This window comes from Microbacterium sp. 20-116, assembly GCF_041079415.1.
Classification (GTDB): Bacteria; Actinomycetota; Actinomycetes; order Actinomycetales; family Microbacteriaceae; genus Microbacterium.
The window spans coordinates 502,443-517,713 of the sequence record NZ_JBFYGP010000002.1; the positions used below are offsets into that span (position 1 = coordinate 502,443).

A 15,271-nucleotide genomic window follows, 5' to 3' on the forward strand; every position below is an offset into this window, starting at 1 on the left:
GTGACTGTTCGGCTGTACGACACGAAGGCGCAGGGACTGCGCGACTTCGTCCCCCTCGACCCCTCGAACGTCACGGTCTACGTCTGCGGGCCCACCGTGCAGTCGGGCCCGCACATCGGCCACGTGCGCGCAGCCCTGGCCTTCGACCTGCTTCGCCGGTGGCTCGAACGCCGCTACGGCCGAGTCACGTTCGTGCGCAACGTCACCGATATCGACGACAAGGTCCTCGCCAACGCGACCGAAACCGAGCCGTGGTGGGCTCTCGCCTACCGCATGGAGCTGGAGTTCTCGCGGGCGTACGAGGCCGTCGGCATCCTTCCCCCCACCTACGAACCCCGCGCGACGGCATCGGTGACGCAGATGCAGGAGCTCATCGCCGAGCTCATCGAGCGCGGCCACGCCTACGCTGCCGCCGGCGACGTCTACTTCGATGTGCGCTCGTGGCCCGCGTACGGCGAGCTCACCCGTCAGAGCCTGGATGCCATGGAGCCGGCGTCCGACGCCGATCCCCGGGGCAAGCGCGACCCTCGCGATTTCGCCCTGTGGAAGAGCGCGAAGTCCGATGAGCCGGCATCCGCGACCTGGAACTCTCCCTGGGGCGTGGGACGGCCCGGCTGGCACATCGAGTGCTCGGCGATGTCGCGCCGCTACCTCGGACCCGAGTTCGACATCCACGGCGGCGGTCTCGACCTGCGCTTCCCGCACCACGAGAACGAGATCGCGCAGTCGACGGCAGCCGGGGACTCCTTCGCGCGCTACTGGGTGCACAACGGCCTCGTCACCGTCGACGGGCAGAAGATGTCCAAGTCGCTCGGAAACTTCACCCTGGCCGCCGACGTGCTCGCCGCTCACGACCCGCTCGTGGTGCGCTACGCCCTCGCCGCGGCGCACTACCGCTCGAACCTCGACCTGAGCGAGGCGTCATGGACCGAGGCCGAGACGGCCCTCGGCCGGATCCGGACCTTCCTCGACCGGGCAGAGCGTCTCGTGCAGCCGGGGTGGACCGAGGCGACCGATGCACTCCCGACGGAGTTCGGCGAGGCCATGGACGACGATCTCTCCGTACCCCGGGCGCTCGCCGCGATCCACACGAGCATCCGATCGGGAAATGCGCTGCTCGACGCCGGCAAGTACGATGAGGCGAAGCAGGACGTCATGGATGTCATGCAGATGACGCTCGTCCTGGGGATCAACCCCCACTCTTCTCAGTGGGGTGACACCGGCGGGGGAGCGCAGACCGCCGCTCTGGACGCCCTCGTCCAGACGATGATCACGCAGCGTGCGCAAGCGCGCGCGGACAAGGATTGGGCGGCCGCGGATCGCATTCGAGACGCGATCGCCGCCGCAGGAATCACGCTGGAGGACACTCCGGCCGGAACGCATTGGAGTATCGATGGCTAAGCCTGGACGCCCGGGAGCACGCAACCCCGGCAAGAAGAAGGGGCCCCTCAAGGGCACCGGCGGCCACGTCCGCAAGGCACTCGAAGGGCGCGGACCCACCCCGAAGGCCGAAGACCGCGCCTGGCACCCCGCGGGCAAACGCAAAGCCGCCCAGGAGCGCTACGCCGCCGCCGGTGGCAAGGCGAAGCCGGGCGTGCGCGCGGTGGGGAGCAACCCGAATCGCAAGAGCCCGAAGGCGGCCGACGACACCGAGACGGTCACCGGTCGCAACTCCGTGCTCGAGGCGCTGCGGGCCAAGATTCCCGCCACGGCGATGTACGTCGCCCAGCGCATCGAGATGGACGACCGCGTCAAAGAGATGCTGTCGATGGCGACGAACCGCGGCATCCCGGTGCTCGAGGTCACGCGTCCCGAACTCGACCGTATGGCCGGCTTCGACGGCGTGCACCAGGGCGTCGCGCTCAAGGTGCCCCCGTACGCCTACGCGCACCCCCAGGACCTGCTCGAGCAGATCGTCGACCGCGGTCAGGTTCCGCTGCTCGTCGCGCTCGACGGTGTCACCGACCCTCGCAACCTCGGAGCGATCATCCGTTCCACCGGCGCGTTCGGCGGTCAGGGCCTGATCATCCCGCAGCGTCGATCGGCGAGCGTCAACTCCGCCGCCTGGAAGACCAGCGCCGGGGCCGCCGCGCGTATCCCGGTCGCGCTCGCTGCCAACCTCACGGCCACGCTCAAGGAGTTCAAGAAGCAGGGCGTGTTCGTGCTCGGCCTCGACGGCGACGGTGACGTGTCCCTGCCCGCCCTCGAGCTCGCCGATCGTCCCGTCGTGATCGTCGTCGGTTCCGAGGGCAAGGGCCTGTCGCGCCTGGTCACCGAGACGTGCGACCAGGTCGTGTCGATCCCCATCTCCGCCGCAACCGAGTCGCTGAACGCCGGCATCGCGGCATCCGTCGCCCTGTACCAGGTGTCGACGCTCCGCGGCACCGTCTGATCCACCGAGAGGAACGCTCATGCCCCGCATCGCCGTCATCGGAGGCACCGGTTACGCCGGTAGCCACATCGTGACCGAGGCCGTCCGCCGCGGTCACACGGTCGTCTCGATCGCCCGCTCGGTTCCCACCGAGCGCGTCGAGGGTGCGACCTACCTCGAGGGCACCGTCCTCGACGTCCCCGGTCTCGTCGCCCAGCTCGAGGGCGTCGACGTCGTGGTGTCGGCCGCCGCTCCCCGCGGTGACATGGAGGGCAAGCTCCGCCCCGCGATCGCCGAGCTCGTCACCGCGCTCCCCGAGAACGTCCGCGTGGGCGTCATCGGCGGCGCCGGCGGTTCGCTCGTCGCCGAGGGCGGCCCGCGCCTGATCGACACCGACGGCTTCGCCGAGGAGTACAAGCCCGAGGCGCGCGAAGCGATCGGCATCCTCGAGGATCTCCAGGCCGACGACACAGGGCGCGACTGGTTCTACGTGCACCCGGCCGGCGGCTTCGGCTCGTGGGCACCGGGCGAGCGCACCGGCTCGTACCGCGACGGCGGCGACGTGCTGGTGGTCGATGGCGAGGGCAACTCGTTCATCGGCGGCGCCGACTTCGCCATCGCCGTCCTCGACGAGATCGAGAACCCGAAGCACACGCGCGGGCGCTTCACCGTGGGGTACTGAGCCCACGACGCACCGAGGCCGTGGCATCCTGGATCGATTCCGGATGCCACGGCCTCGTCGTTTCGTGGGGTGCGGTGCTCGCGCCGCTGCGCTCGTCCGCGCGTCCTCTCCGCCGCGAGGACACGCGATCTGGACGAAATGACACGATTTCGCGTGTGATCTCGGCGAGATCGCGTGATTTCGCGATCGTGCCGCGAACACGGGACTGGTGCGGACGGAGGGCTCGGCGGCGACGTCAGACCAGGTCTCGCCAGTCGACCGAGTCGGTGTCGGTCGTGGGCACCTCGCCGGTTGCGGGGGCATCGGCATCGGAGATCGTCGGCAGCGACATCGTGTCGGTGGGCGGGCCCATGACCGTCGCCTCGTCGCGGCGGTGGCGCAGGACGTCGTCGATGTAGGAGCTCACGACCTCGGCGAGCGGCACGGAGCGACCGCGCGCCTGCGACATGTACCAGCGGTGCTCGAGGACCTGGTGGAACACCTCGGCGGGCTCGAGCTTGGCTCGCAGATCCCACGGGATCGCCATGACGATGGGTTCGAACACACGGGTCAGCCACTCGTGCGCGACCATCTCTTCGTCAGCGCCGAGACGTGAGACGCGCGCGCGGAACTCGTCGAGGTCGTTGAGCAGACGGCGGGCCTGGTTCTCTTCGACGTCGAGCCCGGTCAGGCGCAGCAGACGGCGCTGGTGGTGACCCGCATCGACGACCTTGGGCTGGATCGACACCTTCGTGCCGTCGCTCGCCGTGCGGATCGACATCTCACCGATGTCGAAGCCGAGGGCGTTGAGACGGTGCACGCGCTCGGTGATGCGCCACGACTCGTCGACGGCGAAGGACTCCCTGTCGGTGAGGGCGCCCCACAGCGAGTGGTACGACGACACCAGGCCGTCTGCGATGGCCACGGCATCCACTCCGCCCTCGAGGCGACCGCCGGCCTCGAGGTCCATGATCTCGCCGGCGATGTTGATGCGGGCGATATCGAGGTCGTGCGCGCGCTGACCGGGCGTCAGGCGGTTGCCGTGCAGTTCGCCCGTCTCGGCGTCGACGAGATACGCCGCGAACTCGCCGGCGTCGCGGCGGAACAGCGTGTTCGACAGCGATACGTCACCCCAGTAGAAGCCGACGTTGTGCAGGCGTACGAGCAGCACCGCGAGAGCGTCCACGAGACGCGTCGCGGTGTGCGGGCGCAGCACCTGCGTGAACAGCGCGCGGTAGGGGAGCGAGAAGCGCAGGTGCGAGGTGACGAGGGCCGCGGGAAGAGGGCGACCCGAGGCGTCGGTGCGCCCGGCGATCACGGCGACACGGTCGACGCAGGGGGCATCGAGGCGGTCGAGATTGCCGAGCATGTCGTACTCGCGCCGGGCCATCTCTTCGGTGGTCTCTTTGATGGCGACGACGCGACCGGAGAGGTTTGCGAAGCGCACGAGGTGCCGCGAGATGCCCTTGGGAAGTGCCACGATGTGGCTGCTGGGCCAGTCGGCGAGAGCGGTCGACCAGGGCAGCTGCAACAGGCCCGGGTCGACGGTGCTCGCCGTGATGCTGAGGGATTCGGACACGGGAACCTCCGGGAAAACAGTGCGGCGCGCCCCCGACCCGACGGATCGGGATCGGGGACGCGCCGCGTCGGTGCGTGGATCAGGCCGAAGCGATGGCCCGGTCGGTGAGGCGGTCGCCGGTCTCCACGTCGAAGACGTGCACGTGGCCGGGAACCGGCGCGAGCACGACCGTCTCGCCCGCGTTGGGGTGACGGCGACCGTCGACGCGAGCGACGAGGTCGGTGCGCTTGCCGTTGATGTCGGTGTGGCCGTAGAGGTAGCCGTCGGCGCCGAGCTCCTCGACGAGGTCGACGACGACCGAGAGGCCGCGACCGTCGGCGGGGGCGACCTGGATGTCTTCCGGACGGACGCCGATGGTGACCGCGGAGCCGTTGGCCTTGCCGATGGTGTCGGCTTCGACGGGGACGACGAGGTCGCCGAAGCGCACGCCACCCTCAGCGAGGTCGGCGGTGAAGAGGTTCATGGCGGGCGAGCCGATGAAGCCGGCCACGAAGACGTTCTTCGGGGTCTCGTACAGGTCGCGCGGGGTGCCGACCTGCTGGAGCAGGCCGTCCTTGAGCACGGCGATGCGGTCACCCATGGTGAGCGCTTCGGTCTGGTCGTGCGTGACGTAGACCGTGGTGACACCGAGGCGGCGCTGGAGCGACGCGATCTGGGTACGGGTCTGGACGCGCAGCTTGGCGTCGAGGTTCGACAGCGGCTCGTCCATGAGGAAGACCTGGGGCTGACGGACGATCGCTCGGCCCATGGCGACGCGCTGACGCTGACCACCCGAGAGGGCCTTGGGCTTGCGGGTCAGGTACTGCTCGAGGTCGAGCAGCTTGGCGGCCTCGAGCACGCGCGAGGCGCGCTCTTCTTTGCCGACACCGGCGATCTTGAGCGCGAAGCCCATGTTCTCGGCGACCGTCATGTGCGGGTACAGCGCGTAGTTCTGGAAGACCATCGCGATGTCGCGGTCCTTCGGCGGGACGTCGGTCACGTCGCGGTCGCCGATCAGGATGCGTCCGGAGTTGACCTCTTCGAGACCGGCGAGCATGCGCAGCGAGGTGGACTTGCCGCAGCCGGAGGGGCCGACGAGAACCAGGAATTCGCCGTCTGCGACGTCGAGGTTCAGCTTGTCGACCGCGGGGCGGGTTCCGCCGGGGTACAGACGGGTTGCGTTGTCAAAGGTGACGGACGCCATTTTCTCTTCTCCTTCACCGGCAGGTACGTGCCGGACGATCCGTAGTGAATGGAATGAACGGGGGCGACCCCGTGCGCCCGACCTTGGACGCATTCGTCAGTATCGCACGTGTCTGGTCATTTCTCAGCCAGCCTGGCTACCATCGATCCTCGTCGCCCCACCCGCGCGACCCCCCTGATTTCATGCGGCATCGTCCGTGCCCGGAAGGTTTCATGTCCAACGACCAGTCACCGAATGTGCCAGCAGAACGCGACCGCCGTGAGGCGGTGCGCGAGAAGGCGCAGCAGGTCAAGGCGAAGCAGACGCGCTGGCGTATCGCGCGTCGCTCGCTGCTGGGTATCGGGGCCGTCGCCGTGATCGCCGTCGGCGCCGTGGGCGTCTCGTTCGCGCTGAACTCGCGGGAGTCTCGCTCGCAGGCGCTTCCCGACGCCGCCACCGACGACGGTTTCGTCATCACGAGCGCCTCGCAGGTGGCCGACCCGCTCGCCGATCAGACCGTCGACGGCAGCGCCGCGACGATGTCGGCACAGGCCACTCCTCCGGCCGCCGAGCCCGCACCGGCGACCGAGCCGACCCCCGAGCCCACGGGCACGGCAGCGCCCGTCGACATCCGCGTCTACGTTGACTACATGTCGGCCGAGGCGCGCGAGTTCCAGACCGCGAACGCGAGCCAGCTGTCGAAGTGGGTCGGCGACAAGGCCGCCACCCTCACGTACTACCCGGTGGCGATGCTGACGTCGAAGTCGAACGGCACGAAGTACAGCCTGCGCGCGGCCGGTGCCGCGGCGTGCGTGGCGACGCACTCGTCGGACCGCTTCTTCGCGTACAACCACGAGCTGCTCACGAACCAGCCCGCGGTCGACTCCGACGGGTACAGCGACCAGCAGCTCGCCGACATGGCGCAGGGCGCCGGCGTGAGCGACATCGGTGCGGTCCGCGACTGCATCGAGGGCGAGACCTACACGGCGTGGGCCAAGGCCGCCACCGATCGTGCGATCAAGGGCCTGCCCGGCACGAAGGGACAGGCGCTGACCGCCACCCCGACCGTGCTCGTGAACGGCACCGAATACGTCGGCAACATGGATGACGCGAAGGAGTTCGCCCAGTTCGTGCTCACCGTCGACAGCAACGCGTACTACTCGACCGCCACCCCGACGCCGTCCGTCTCGCCGTCGGCCACTCCCGCGCGCTGACGCGTCGGCGCGAATGCGTCGCTGTATGAGATTCTGGTGACATGAACGAAGAGCTTGAGGACTCGCCCCCGCGGCGGTCCCTCACGCAGCTGAAGGCATGGGTGCAGGAGTTCCGCGACCAGGGTCACCTGTTCGCAGGCCAGCTCAAGGTCGTCGAGCAGGAGGATGCCGACAGCCAGGACACCGGTCTCGTGGTGATCAACCTGATGAACGCGCGCGCGTCGATCTACATGCAGCCGCAGGGCTATGACGAGCCTCTCTGGGAGGCGACCCTCACGGCGCGCCCGGAAGACTTGACACTGTCGCCGCACGAGATGGCGAGCTTGGCCGCCGAGCTCGTAGTGGCGGGCAACCTGTGCTCGTTCCTGCAGTGGAAGTCCTTGGAATGGGACCGCGACAGTGGGAAGCACCGCATCTGATCGGTCTCGAGTGACCCTTCCGCCGCTCTAGACTCGTCCATCGAGGCGTCACGCGTCTCATGCCGGCTTGGCGCAATTGGTAGCGCACCGTACTTGTAATACGGGGGTTGCAGGTTCAAGTCCTGTAGCCGGCACCTCGTACCTGGCTCATTCGCGCTCAACCGTGCTGCGCTGTCCATTCGCGGAAGGGCAGCGAAGCCCCCTCGACCGACACCTGCTGCGTCGGTAGCGACCGTTCGTCCGCGGGCTTCGCGTACTCGTCGTAGAACGTGGCGAGGCTCATGAGCCGGTTGCCGTCCTCGTAGTGCTCACCCTCTTGCTCCCTCGTCACCGCGTAGATGAGGCGGTCGGGCTGCGCGTAGTACACGGCGCCGAGGCACATCGGACAGGGGTAGGCGGTGACGAACATGTCGTAGCCCGACAGGTCGGTGATTCCCCGCTCTGCGGCGGCACGGATGGCGCGAATCTCGGCGTGCGCCGTGGGGTCGCCTTCCTGTGCGACGTGGTTGACCGCCTCGACGACGATCTCGCCCTCTTTCACGATGAGGCAGGCGAAGGGCTTGCCGCCGTTCTGCACGTTCTCCCTCGCGCGAGAGATGGTGAGGGCGGACAGTTCGGCGTCGTTCATGGCCTCACGCTAGGCGTCCCGAGCCCGGGGAGGCGGCCCTTGCCCCTGCGGTGCTCATCGTGCCATGCGGGTCACGGCAACGCCTTCGCGAGAGCGACGAGAAACACGGCCGCCGCCACGATCATCGCCAGCCCCGCCAACAAAGCCCCCGCAATAGCGGCCCCGCGCAGCGGCCCCCGCCGTCGGCTCGCGTCCAGCGAGAACAGCAGCGCGCAGACCGCGACGACCAGTACGAGCAGGTCGCCGATCAGTCCCGGCGGCGCCCACACCGATGTCGCGATCGCGACGATTCCCGCCGCCAACGCGCCCACGTGCCACGCGGGGCTGCGTGCTCCAACGGGATCGTCGGACACGGCTCAGCGCATCCGCACGCGCAGCCACCGCACGCCGTGGGGCGCGAGGGTGAGACCGGCGCCCAGCCAGACGGGCTGCGACGACACGAGGTCGAGGGCCTCCGGCGTCATTCCCGACAGCGTCAGCGCATTGATCTCTGCGGACGAGTCACCCACGTTCGCGAGCACGAGGACAGAGAACCCGTCGCCCGGGCGCAGGAACGACACGACGGACGCCGTGTTCGCTCCGAAGGCGATCAGCTCGTTGCCCGCGAACTCCGGCGTGGATCGGCGCACCTCGGTGAGACGCGACAGCCGCGAGTAGATGCGACCGGCCGGGGTGCCGGCATCCGTTCGATCCTCGTAATTCTGCTCGGGACGGAAGGGGCGGTTCACCCAGCGACTGTCGCCCGCTTCCTCCGGCCGCTCGGCGAACGAGTAGTCGTTGAGCTGGGCGACCTCGTCGCCGAGATAGAGCAGGGGGATGCCGCCGCTCGAGAGCGCCAGGGCGTGGGCGAGAACGACCCGGTCCTCACCTCCGGCGTCACCCGCCTCGATACCCGCGAGCGACGCGGTGGTGCCCGTGACGCGGGCATCGCCCGTGCGCGGGTTCTCCTGGAACGGCACGCCGCGCGCGAACGATCCCTCGGCACGGCCGACGTAGAAGTCGTTGAGGAAGCGGCGGTGCGGGTAGCCGTCGATGCCGAGCTCGGCGGCATCCTCGTCGGCGAACGTCCAGCCGATGTCGTCGTGGCTGCGCACGTAGTTCACCCACGCGGTGCCGGCGGGCAGGGCGTGGCGGCGCTCGAGCGCCTGCTGCAGCAGCCGGCCGTCGCGAGTGGCGAGCGCCTCCCAGGTCAGGGCCATCTGCAGGGGGTTGTAGGAGATCTGGCATTCCTCCGGCGAGATGTACGAGATCACCTCGTCGGGGTGCACGATGGCCTCCGACTTGAAGAGCAGACCCGGAGCCGCCATACGCAGCACCGCGTTGAAGGCCTGCAGCAGCAGATGGGCTTCGGGCAGCGACTCGCAGGCCGTGCCGAGCTTCTTCCAGATGAAGGCCACGGCATCCATGCGGAGGATCTCGACGCCCTGGTTCGCGAGGAAGAGCATCTCCCCGGCCATCGCCTCGAAGACCGCGGGGTTGGCGTAGTTGAGATCCCACTGGAAGTGATAGAACGTCGCCCAGATCCAGCGTCCATCGTCGAGCTGGACGAACGACCCCGGGTGGTCGTCGGGGAAGATCTCGCGCGTGGTCCGCTCATAGGCGTCGGGCAGCTCGCGGTCGGGGTAGATCAGGTAGAAGTCCTCGTACCCCGCTTCGCCCGCGACGGCCCTGCGCGCCCACTCGTGCTCGTTGCTCGTGTGGTTGAAGATGAAGTCGACCACGAGCGAGATTCCCGCCCGGCGCAGATCGGTCGCGAGGGCCGCGAGCTCTTCCATCGTGCCGAGCGCCGGATTCACCCGGCGGTAGCTCGACACCGCGTAGCCGCCGTCGCTGTTGCCCTCGGGGCTCTCGAACAGCGGCATGAGGTGCAGGTACGTCAGGCCCAGTTCGCGGAAGTACGGAATGGAATCCCGGATGCCGTTGAGCCCGCCCGCGTACCGATCGACGTAGCAGACACCACCCAGCATGCGCTCGCTCTCGAACCAGTCCGGCGCGCTCTCGCGCTCCCGGTCGAGGGCCTTCAGCGTGCGCGGGCGCGCCGTCCACGAGGTGCGCGCGAGATCGAGGACGGATGCCAAGCGCTCGAGGCCGTCGGGTCGATCGCCGTAGAGCTGGGTGAAGAGGTCGTGCAGGCGGGGCAGATGCTGTTCGGCGTGCGCGAGGAACTCGCGGTCGGCGTCGGCCGCGCGGAGGTCGTCGATCAGGCGCGAGACGTCGTCGGGGCCGGGGTGGAGCTGGGTCACGGGTCACAGCCTGACGCATCCGGACCACCGCGGTCGACATCGACGTGCCGCGGCGCTGGTGGGGAGCGAGACCGTGAGTCATCATGGGCCCGTGGTCCCGGAATCCGTAAGTCGCCCGTCGTCTCTCGTCGCCGCATCGACGGGGGTGGTCGTGGTCGCGGTCTACGCGAGCATCGCCCTCTTGCAGATCCTCGTGTGGAACCCCGAGGCGGCCGTGCCGGGCTTCACGGCCCACGCGGTCTGGCGCGCGGTGGAGGAGGCGGATCAGGGCCCGCCGAACGGGTTCGTCGTCGCGATCATCGCACTGGGGCCGCTGTTCGCGGTCGTCTTCCTCGTCCTGTTCACCGTCACCGGCGCCGGGGTATGGCCGACCGTCGCGGGCTACCTCGGTCTGCTCGCCGCGGGAATGCCCGGGTACTTCGTCGCTTCGTTCGGCCCCAGGATGGGACTCGCCGACACCTACGGCATCAGCGGTGGCGATTTCGCGGTCGGTGGGGCTGCGTTGTATGCGGTGAGTCTGCTGTCGCTCGTCGCCCTCGTCGCGATCTTCGTCGGCGCAGCAGTCCGCAATCGCCGGGAGCGGGACGCTCTGGCGGCCGGGTGAGTGAGCGACGGGGAGACGGGTGACCGCCGGCTCGGCCCCACCCCGCGTCGTACGATCGACGGTGGCTCCCGCGCGGGGGCGCGAGGGGAGAGCCGTGGCGGAGCGGGGTTCGGTCGGGCTGGCCGTCGGAGGAGCGGTGCTCATCGGCGCCCTCACCGCGCTCCAGGCGCGCATCAACGGCAGTCTCGGTGCGGAGCTGGGGGACGGTTTCGTCGCCGCCGCGATCTCGTTCAGTTCGGGCCTGCTCATCCTCATCGCGTTGTCGGCGCTGATCCCCGGCGGCCGACGCGGGTTCGGGCGTTTGGTCCGCGGCATCCGGTCTCGATCGATCCCGCCGTGGATGCTGCTGGGCGGTCTGCTCGGGGCGTTCACCGTCGCGAGCCAGGGCCTGACGGTGGCGACCATCGGCGTCGCATTGTTCACCGTCGGTTTCGTCGCCGGGCAGACCACCGGTGGGCTCGTGCTCGACCGCATCGGGTACGGACCGGCCGGCGTCGTTCCGGTGACCGTGCGCCGTCTGATCGGTGCGCTGCTGGCGATCGCCGGCGTCGTCGTCTGCTTGTCGGGGGACACGCTCGGCGCGGTTCCCCCCTGGATGCTCGTCGTCCCCGTGATCGCGGGTGCGGGCGTGGCGTGGCAGCAGGGCACGAACGGACGTCTGCGCGTTCGCGTGGAGAGCCCGTTGACCGCGACGCTGGTGAATTTCATCGGCGGAACGGTGGTCCTGCTGATCGCCGCGGGCGTGCACGTCGCGGTCGTGGGGGCGCCGCGCACCGTGCCGACCGAGCCGTGGCTCTACATCGGCGGGGCGGTGGGCGTGATCTACATCTTCTTGTCGTCGGTCGTGGTGCGCCGCACGGGTGTGCTGCTGCTCGGTCTCGGCTCGGTCGTGGGTCTTCTCGTGACCTCGGTGCTGCTCGACGCGCTGTGGCCCGCGCCGGCGGCCCCCTCGACCCTGGTGGCTCTGCTCGCCGCGACCGTGGCGATCGGCGGAGTGACCGTCGCCGCGGTCCCGTTCCGCCGCCGTCGCTGACGGCGGAAACGACGACGCCGCCGAGGACCGGAGTCCCGCGGCGGCGTCGAACGAGCAGGGGTCAGAGACGCGTCTCGTCGACCGAGCGCTTCTTCTTGCCTCCGGGCATGCGTGAGATGTGCTTGGCGGCATCCACGGTCTTGCGTCGCGTGGCGCGGGTGCGAGGGGGCTTGCCGCCGATGTAGAGCCACCCGAGCAGGACCTCGCCCTTGTCGAGCCCGTGCGCCTTGGCGAGCACCTTGCTGCGGGTCTTGTCGTCGGTGCGCCAAAACACGCCGAAGCCCGCTTCGTCGAGCACGAGGCTCAACATGTGGGCGACTCCGGATGCCACGGCCTCCTGCTCCCACGCGGGAATCTTCTTCGAGCGGAGGTTCGCCACCACCGCGATGATCAGCGGTGCGCGCCGGGGCTTCGACGACATCCCCTTCTTGCCATCCGCCTTGTTCAGCGCACGGGCGAGGATGTCGCGGTCGGCGCCGCGGATCTCGATGAGCCGCCAGGGCTTCAGACTTTTGTGGTCGGCGACGCGACCGGCCGCGGCGACGAACGCCTCGAGCTCGGGACCGGTGGGGGCGAGGTCGGTGACCTTCGACCACGACCGGCGGTCGCGCATCGCCTCGAGTGCGCTCATGCCTTGTCTTCGGGGGTGAAGTTGAGCGACAGCGAGTTCATGCAGTACCGGTCGCCGGTGGGCGTGCCGAAACCGTCGGGGAAGACGTGTCCCAGGTGAGAGCCGCAGTTGGCGCAGCGGACCTCGGTGCGCTGCATGCCGTGGCTGTTGTCTTCGATGAGTTCGACCGCCTCGGGGCGGACCGACTCGTAGAAGCTCGGCCACCCGCAGTGCGAATCGAACTTGGTACCGCTCTGGAAAAGCTCGGCGTTGCAGGCGGCGCAGGTGTAGAGACCGGCGCGGCTCTCGTCGAGCAGCTCACCGGTCCAGGCGCGCTCGGTACCCGCCTGGCGAAGCACCGCGTACTGCTCGGGGCTGAGTTCGGCGCGCCACTGGTCGTCGGACTTGTCGACGGCGTAGGTCATGTTCACTCTCCTTCTTCGGCTCTATTCTCTCGTGCCCGGCAGCGGTCAGGTCGTGACGGCATAATCTCCGGGTGACCCAGGATGCCGTGACCGCCGTCGTCGATCGTTATCGGCGTTTCTCCGAAGACGAGGCTCCCGGTCGTTCGGCGGTGTACGCGAACTGGGCGGAGCGTGTCGCGGACGACACCGCGGTGGCTGCCGCCCTCGCGAGGATCCCGGAGACGCGACGACAGCCGCCGCTGGTGTTCGCCGTGATGCGTCTGCTCGGCGCGCCCCTCGACGACGTCGATGCGTGGGCTTCATGGGTCACGGCCCACGCTGACGCCATCGTCGAGGAATGCGGTCGCCGGAGCGTGCAGACCAACGAGCCCCTCCGCTGTGCGGCCCTGCTCCCCGCCCTCGCTCTGATCGAGGGGCCGATCGCCCTGCTCGAGGTGGGGGTGAGCGCGGGGCTCTGCCTCTATCCCGATCGGTACTCGTACCGCTATCACCGTGAAGAGATCGTCGCGGTCGACCCCGTCGACGGCCCGAGTCGCGTGGTTCTCGACAGCGACCTCGAGGGGTACCCCGACCTGCACATGCCGCAGATCGTCTGGCGTGCGGGCATCGACCTCAGCCCCCTCGACGCCCGCCGCGCACAGGACCGCGACTGGCTCACCGGCCTCGTCTGGCCGGGGGAGGAGGGGCGTCTCGAACGCATCGAGGGGGCGCTCGACATCGCGGCGGCCGACCCGCCTCTGCTCGTCGCGGGCGACGGCGCCGAGGCCCTTCCCTCGCTCGCCGCCCAGGCTCCGGCCGGGGCGACCCTGGTCGTGACCACTCCGGGCGTGCTCGCTCACGTGCCCCGGGTGCACCGCGCCGCCGTGATCGATGCCGCCCGGGCGGCAGGCAGGTGGATCACCCTCGACGCGCCCGGCCTGCACGACGGCTGGACGCGGCGCCCCGAGCCCGCGCGGGGCGGATTCGCGCTCGCTCTCGATGGAGAGGTGCTCGCGGAGGTCGACCCTCTCGGGGCGTGGGTGGCGTGGCATCCGGGATCGTGAGCGATGGCGCAGTAGCGTAACGGCGTGCCTCTGTCGGACCGTGACCTCGCCTTCCTCGCTTTCGAGGGCCAGTGGCGCCGTCATGCGGGGGCGAAAGAAGAGGCCATCCGCGCGGAGTTCTCGATGACGCCCGCCCGGTATTACCAGCTGCTCGGGCGCTTGATCGACACCCCCGAGGCGCTCGCACACGATCCGATGCTCGTGCGCCGGTTGCGGCGGCGGCGCGATGACGCGGCGGATCAGCACCGCGCTCGTCTCGGCCGGACGGCGGCCCGCTGACGGGCTCGCCTCGACGCGACCGATAGCATCGTCCAATGGCCAGATCGACCTTCCCTCGGGATCGCTTCGACGACCTGCCGACTGAATCCGGCCGCGTCGGCGCTCACCGGGCCGAGAACCCCCGTCTGCGCGGATGGATCGTGTTCCTGTGGGCGGCCATCGCCACCCTGGTGCTGATCATCGCCGGCATCTTCGCGACGCTCCTGGTCTCGGGGCGTATCTCGCTCGGTTCCGACGCCGCGCCCAGCCCGACCGTCTCGGTCGAGCCGACCATCCCGGCCGTCGTCGACACGTCGTACTCGGTGGTCGTGCTCAACGGCACTCCCGACAACGGCCTCGCGGCCTCCGTTCGCGACCAGATCGTGGCCGCGGGCTGGAGCGGCGACAACGTCGAGACCGGCAACTCCGACAGCACCGATTTCGCCGACACCACGATCTACTACCGCCTCGAGAGCGACGCGGCCGCGGCCGAGGGCCTGGCCCAGACGATCGGCGGTGCGCAGATCGCGCAGAGCGACTTCCTGCAGCCGACGGACGACCCGAACACCCCGGCCGACGAGAGCGACGTCAAGCGCCTGATCGTCGTGATCGGACTCGACCGCGCGAGCGATCAGCCCTCCGCTTCGCTTTCCTCCTGAGTCCGCGAGCGCCGCGTGTTTCCGCGGCGTAACAACTTGGATGCACGCGCGTCAACAATGCTCCGGAACCCCGATTCCGCGGCATCCTCCGTGCTTACGATGACCTCGTCGTTCAGCAACAGGAGATTCGCATGACGCAGGGAACTGTCAAATGGTTCAACGCCGAGAAGGGCTTCGGCTTCATCACCGTCGATGACGGGCAGGACGTCTTCGTCCACTACTCGAGCATCGAGATGTCGGGTTTCCGTGTCCTCGAAGAGGGGCAGGCCGTCGAGTTCACCGTCGGCACCGGTCAGAAGGGCCCTCAGGCGGAGTCCGTTCGCCTGGCCTGAGCTCTGGCGAGAACGCCGCGGCATCCGACT

The 15,271-nt window shown here is 69.2% G+C and carries 18 protein-coding genes and 1 tRNA gene; 12 read left to right on the top strand and 7 right to left on the bottom strand.

What is annotated here, in order from left to right:
* The 3 genes from cysS to AB6V29_RS06435 are packed head-to-tail and all read left to right on the top strand — an operon-like array spanning position 1 to position 3,053.
* On the top strand, positions 1 to 1,401 hold the full coding sequence (gene cysS / locus AB6V29_RS06425; protein ID WP_369357621.1) for a cysteine--tRNA ligase: 1,401 nt from the start codon (positions 1 to 3) through the stop codon (positions 1,399 to 1,401).
* Positions 1,394 to 2,392, top strand: coding sequence for a 23S rRNA (guanosine(2251)-2'-O)-methyltransferase RlmB (rlmB, locus tag AB6V29_RS06430; RefSeq protein ID WP_267787625.1), 999 nt, complete (start codon positions 1,394 to 1,396; stop codon positions 2,390 to 2,392). The genes cysS and rlmB overlap by 8 nt, the downstream gene beginning before the upstream one ends.
* A 19-nt stretch (positions 2,393 to 2,411) precedes the next feature.
* A complete protein-coding gene (locus AB6V29_RS06435) occupies positions 2,412 to 3,053 on the top strand; it encodes an NAD(P)H-binding protein (protein ID WP_210073755.1) in 642 nt (213 codons plus the stop codon).
* Positions 3,054 to 3,288: 235 nt separating this feature from the next.
* Here AB6V29_RS06435 and AB6V29_RS06440 read toward each other — a convergent pair whose 3' ends face one another.
* Positions 3,289 to 4,611 (bottom strand): DUF4032 domain-containing protein, encoded by a 1,323-nt coding sequence (locus AB6V29_RS06440; protein ID WP_210073757.1) that lies wholly within the window; start codon positions 4,609 to 4,611, stop codon positions 3,289 to 3,291.
* Positions 4,612 to 4,690: 79 nt separating this feature from the next.
* On the bottom strand, positions 4,691 to 5,794 hold the full coding sequence (locus AB6V29_RS06445; protein WP_103206182.1) for an ABC transporter ATP-binding protein: 1,104 nt from the start codon (positions 5,792 to 5,794) through the stop codon (positions 4,691 to 4,693).
* Between the two features lie 212 nt (positions 5,795 to 6,006).
* Here AB6V29_RS06445 and AB6V29_RS06450 point away from each other — a divergent pair, with 212 nt between their 5' ends.
* The 3 genes from AB6V29_RS06450 to AB6V29_RS06460 all read left to right on the top strand — a co-directional run bounded on the left by AB6V29_RS06450 (position 6,007) and on the right by AB6V29_RS06460 (position 7,540).
* Positions 6,007 to 6,987, top strand: a complete 981-nt coding sequence (locus tag AB6V29_RS06450; protein ID WP_369357624.1) for a DsbA family protein — start codon at positions 6,007 to 6,009, stop codon at positions 6,985 to 6,987.
* Between the two features lie 41 nt (positions 6,988 to 7,028).
* Complete coding sequence (locus AB6V29_RS06455) at positions 7,029 to 7,406, top strand: hypothetical protein (RefSeq protein WP_267787623.1); 378 nt, start codon at positions 7,029 to 7,031, stop codon at positions 7,404 to 7,406.
* A 61-nt stretch (positions 7,407 to 7,467) separates the two neighbouring features.
* Positions 7,468 to 7,540: transfer RNA gene (locus tag AB6V29_RS06460), tRNA-Thr, on the top strand.
* Between the two features lie 23 nt (positions 7,541 to 7,563).
* Here AB6V29_RS06460 and AB6V29_RS06465 read toward each other — a convergent pair.
* The 3 genes from AB6V29_RS06465 to AB6V29_RS06475 form a co-directional block, all read right to left on the bottom strand.
* Positions 7,564 to 8,034 carry a nucleoside deaminase gene (locus AB6V29_RS06465; RefSeq protein WP_369357626.1) on the bottom strand — a complete coding sequence of 157 codons (471 nt, stop codon included), beginning with the start codon at positions 8,032 to 8,034 and terminating at the stop codon, positions 7,564 to 7,566.
* 71 nt (positions 8,035 to 8,105) lie between these two features.
* Positions 8,106 to 8,387 carry a hypothetical protein gene (locus AB6V29_RS06470; protein ID WP_369357628.1) on the bottom strand — a complete coding sequence of 94 codons (282 nt, stop codon included), beginning with the start codon at positions 8,385 to 8,387 and terminating at the stop codon, positions 8,106 to 8,108.
* Positions 8,388 to 8,390: 3 nt separating this feature from the next.
* The gene (locus AB6V29_RS06475; protein WP_369357820.1) at positions 8,391 to 10,238 is read right to left on the bottom strand and encodes an amylosucrase; all 1,848 of its coding nucleotides are present in this window, start codon (positions 10,236 to 10,238) and stop codon (positions 8,391 to 8,393) included.
* 130 nt (positions 10,239 to 10,368) lie between these two features.
* Here AB6V29_RS06475 and AB6V29_RS06480 point away from each other — a divergent pair, with 130 nt between their 5' ends.
* Both AB6V29_RS06480 and AB6V29_RS06485 read left to right on the top strand, forming a co-directional pair.
* Entirely contained in the window at positions 10,369 to 10,881 is a 513-nt protein-coding gene (locus AB6V29_RS06480; protein ID WP_369357630.1) for a hypothetical protein, read from the top strand.
* A gap of 94 nt (positions 10,882 to 10,975) precedes the next feature.
* Entirely contained in the window at positions 10,976 to 11,914 is a 939-nt protein-coding gene (locus tag AB6V29_RS06485) for a DMT family transporter (protein WP_369357632.1), read from the top strand.
* A gap of 61 nt (positions 11,915 to 11,975) precedes the next feature.
* Here the strand turns inward: AB6V29_RS06485 and AB6V29_RS06490 are convergent, their stop codons facing one another.
* Together AB6V29_RS06490 and msrB are read right to left on the bottom strand one after the other, a co-directional pair.
* A complete protein-coding gene (locus AB6V29_RS06490; protein WP_267787618.1) occupies positions 11,976 to 12,545 on the bottom strand; it encodes a nitroreductase family protein in 570 nt (189 codons plus the stop codon).
* Complete coding sequence (gene msrB, locus AB6V29_RS06495; RefSeq protein ID WP_103206243.1) at positions 12,542 to 12,949, bottom strand: peptide-methionine (R)-S-oxide reductase MsrB; 408 nt, start codon at positions 12,947 to 12,949, stop codon at positions 12,542 to 12,544. Before msrB ends, AB6V29_RS06490 begins: the two co-directional genes overlap by 4 nt.
* 71 nt (positions 12,950 to 13,020) lie before the next feature.
* On the opposite strand from msrB, the gene AB6V29_RS06500 reads away from it, so the two are divergent.
* The 4 genes from AB6V29_RS06500 (at position 13,021) to AB6V29_RS06515 (ending at position 15,241) form a co-directional block, all read left to right on the top strand.
* On the top strand, positions 13,021 to 13,992 hold the full coding sequence (locus AB6V29_RS06500) for a DUF2332 family protein (RefSeq protein WP_369357635.1): 972 nt from the start codon (positions 13,021 to 13,023) through the stop codon (positions 13,990 to 13,992).
* A 24-nt stretch (positions 13,993 to 14,016) separates the two neighbouring features.
* Entirely contained in the window at positions 14,017 to 14,271 is a 255-nt protein-coding gene (locus AB6V29_RS06505) for a DUF3263 domain-containing protein (protein ID WP_210073773.1), read from the top strand.
* Positions 14,272 to 14,306: 35 nt separating this feature from the next.
* A complete protein-coding gene (locus AB6V29_RS06510; RefSeq protein WP_369357637.1) occupies positions 14,307 to 14,909 on the top strand; it encodes a LytR C-terminal domain-containing protein in 603 nt (200 codons plus the stop codon).
* Between the two features lie 131 nt (positions 14,910 to 15,040).
* Positions 15,041 to 15,241 (top strand): cold-shock protein, encoded by a 201-nt coding sequence (locus tag AB6V29_RS06515; RefSeq protein ID WP_056229192.1) that lies wholly within the window; start codon positions 15,041 to 15,043, stop codon positions 15,239 to 15,241.
* Positions 15,242 to 15,271: the final 30 nt, after the last annotated feature.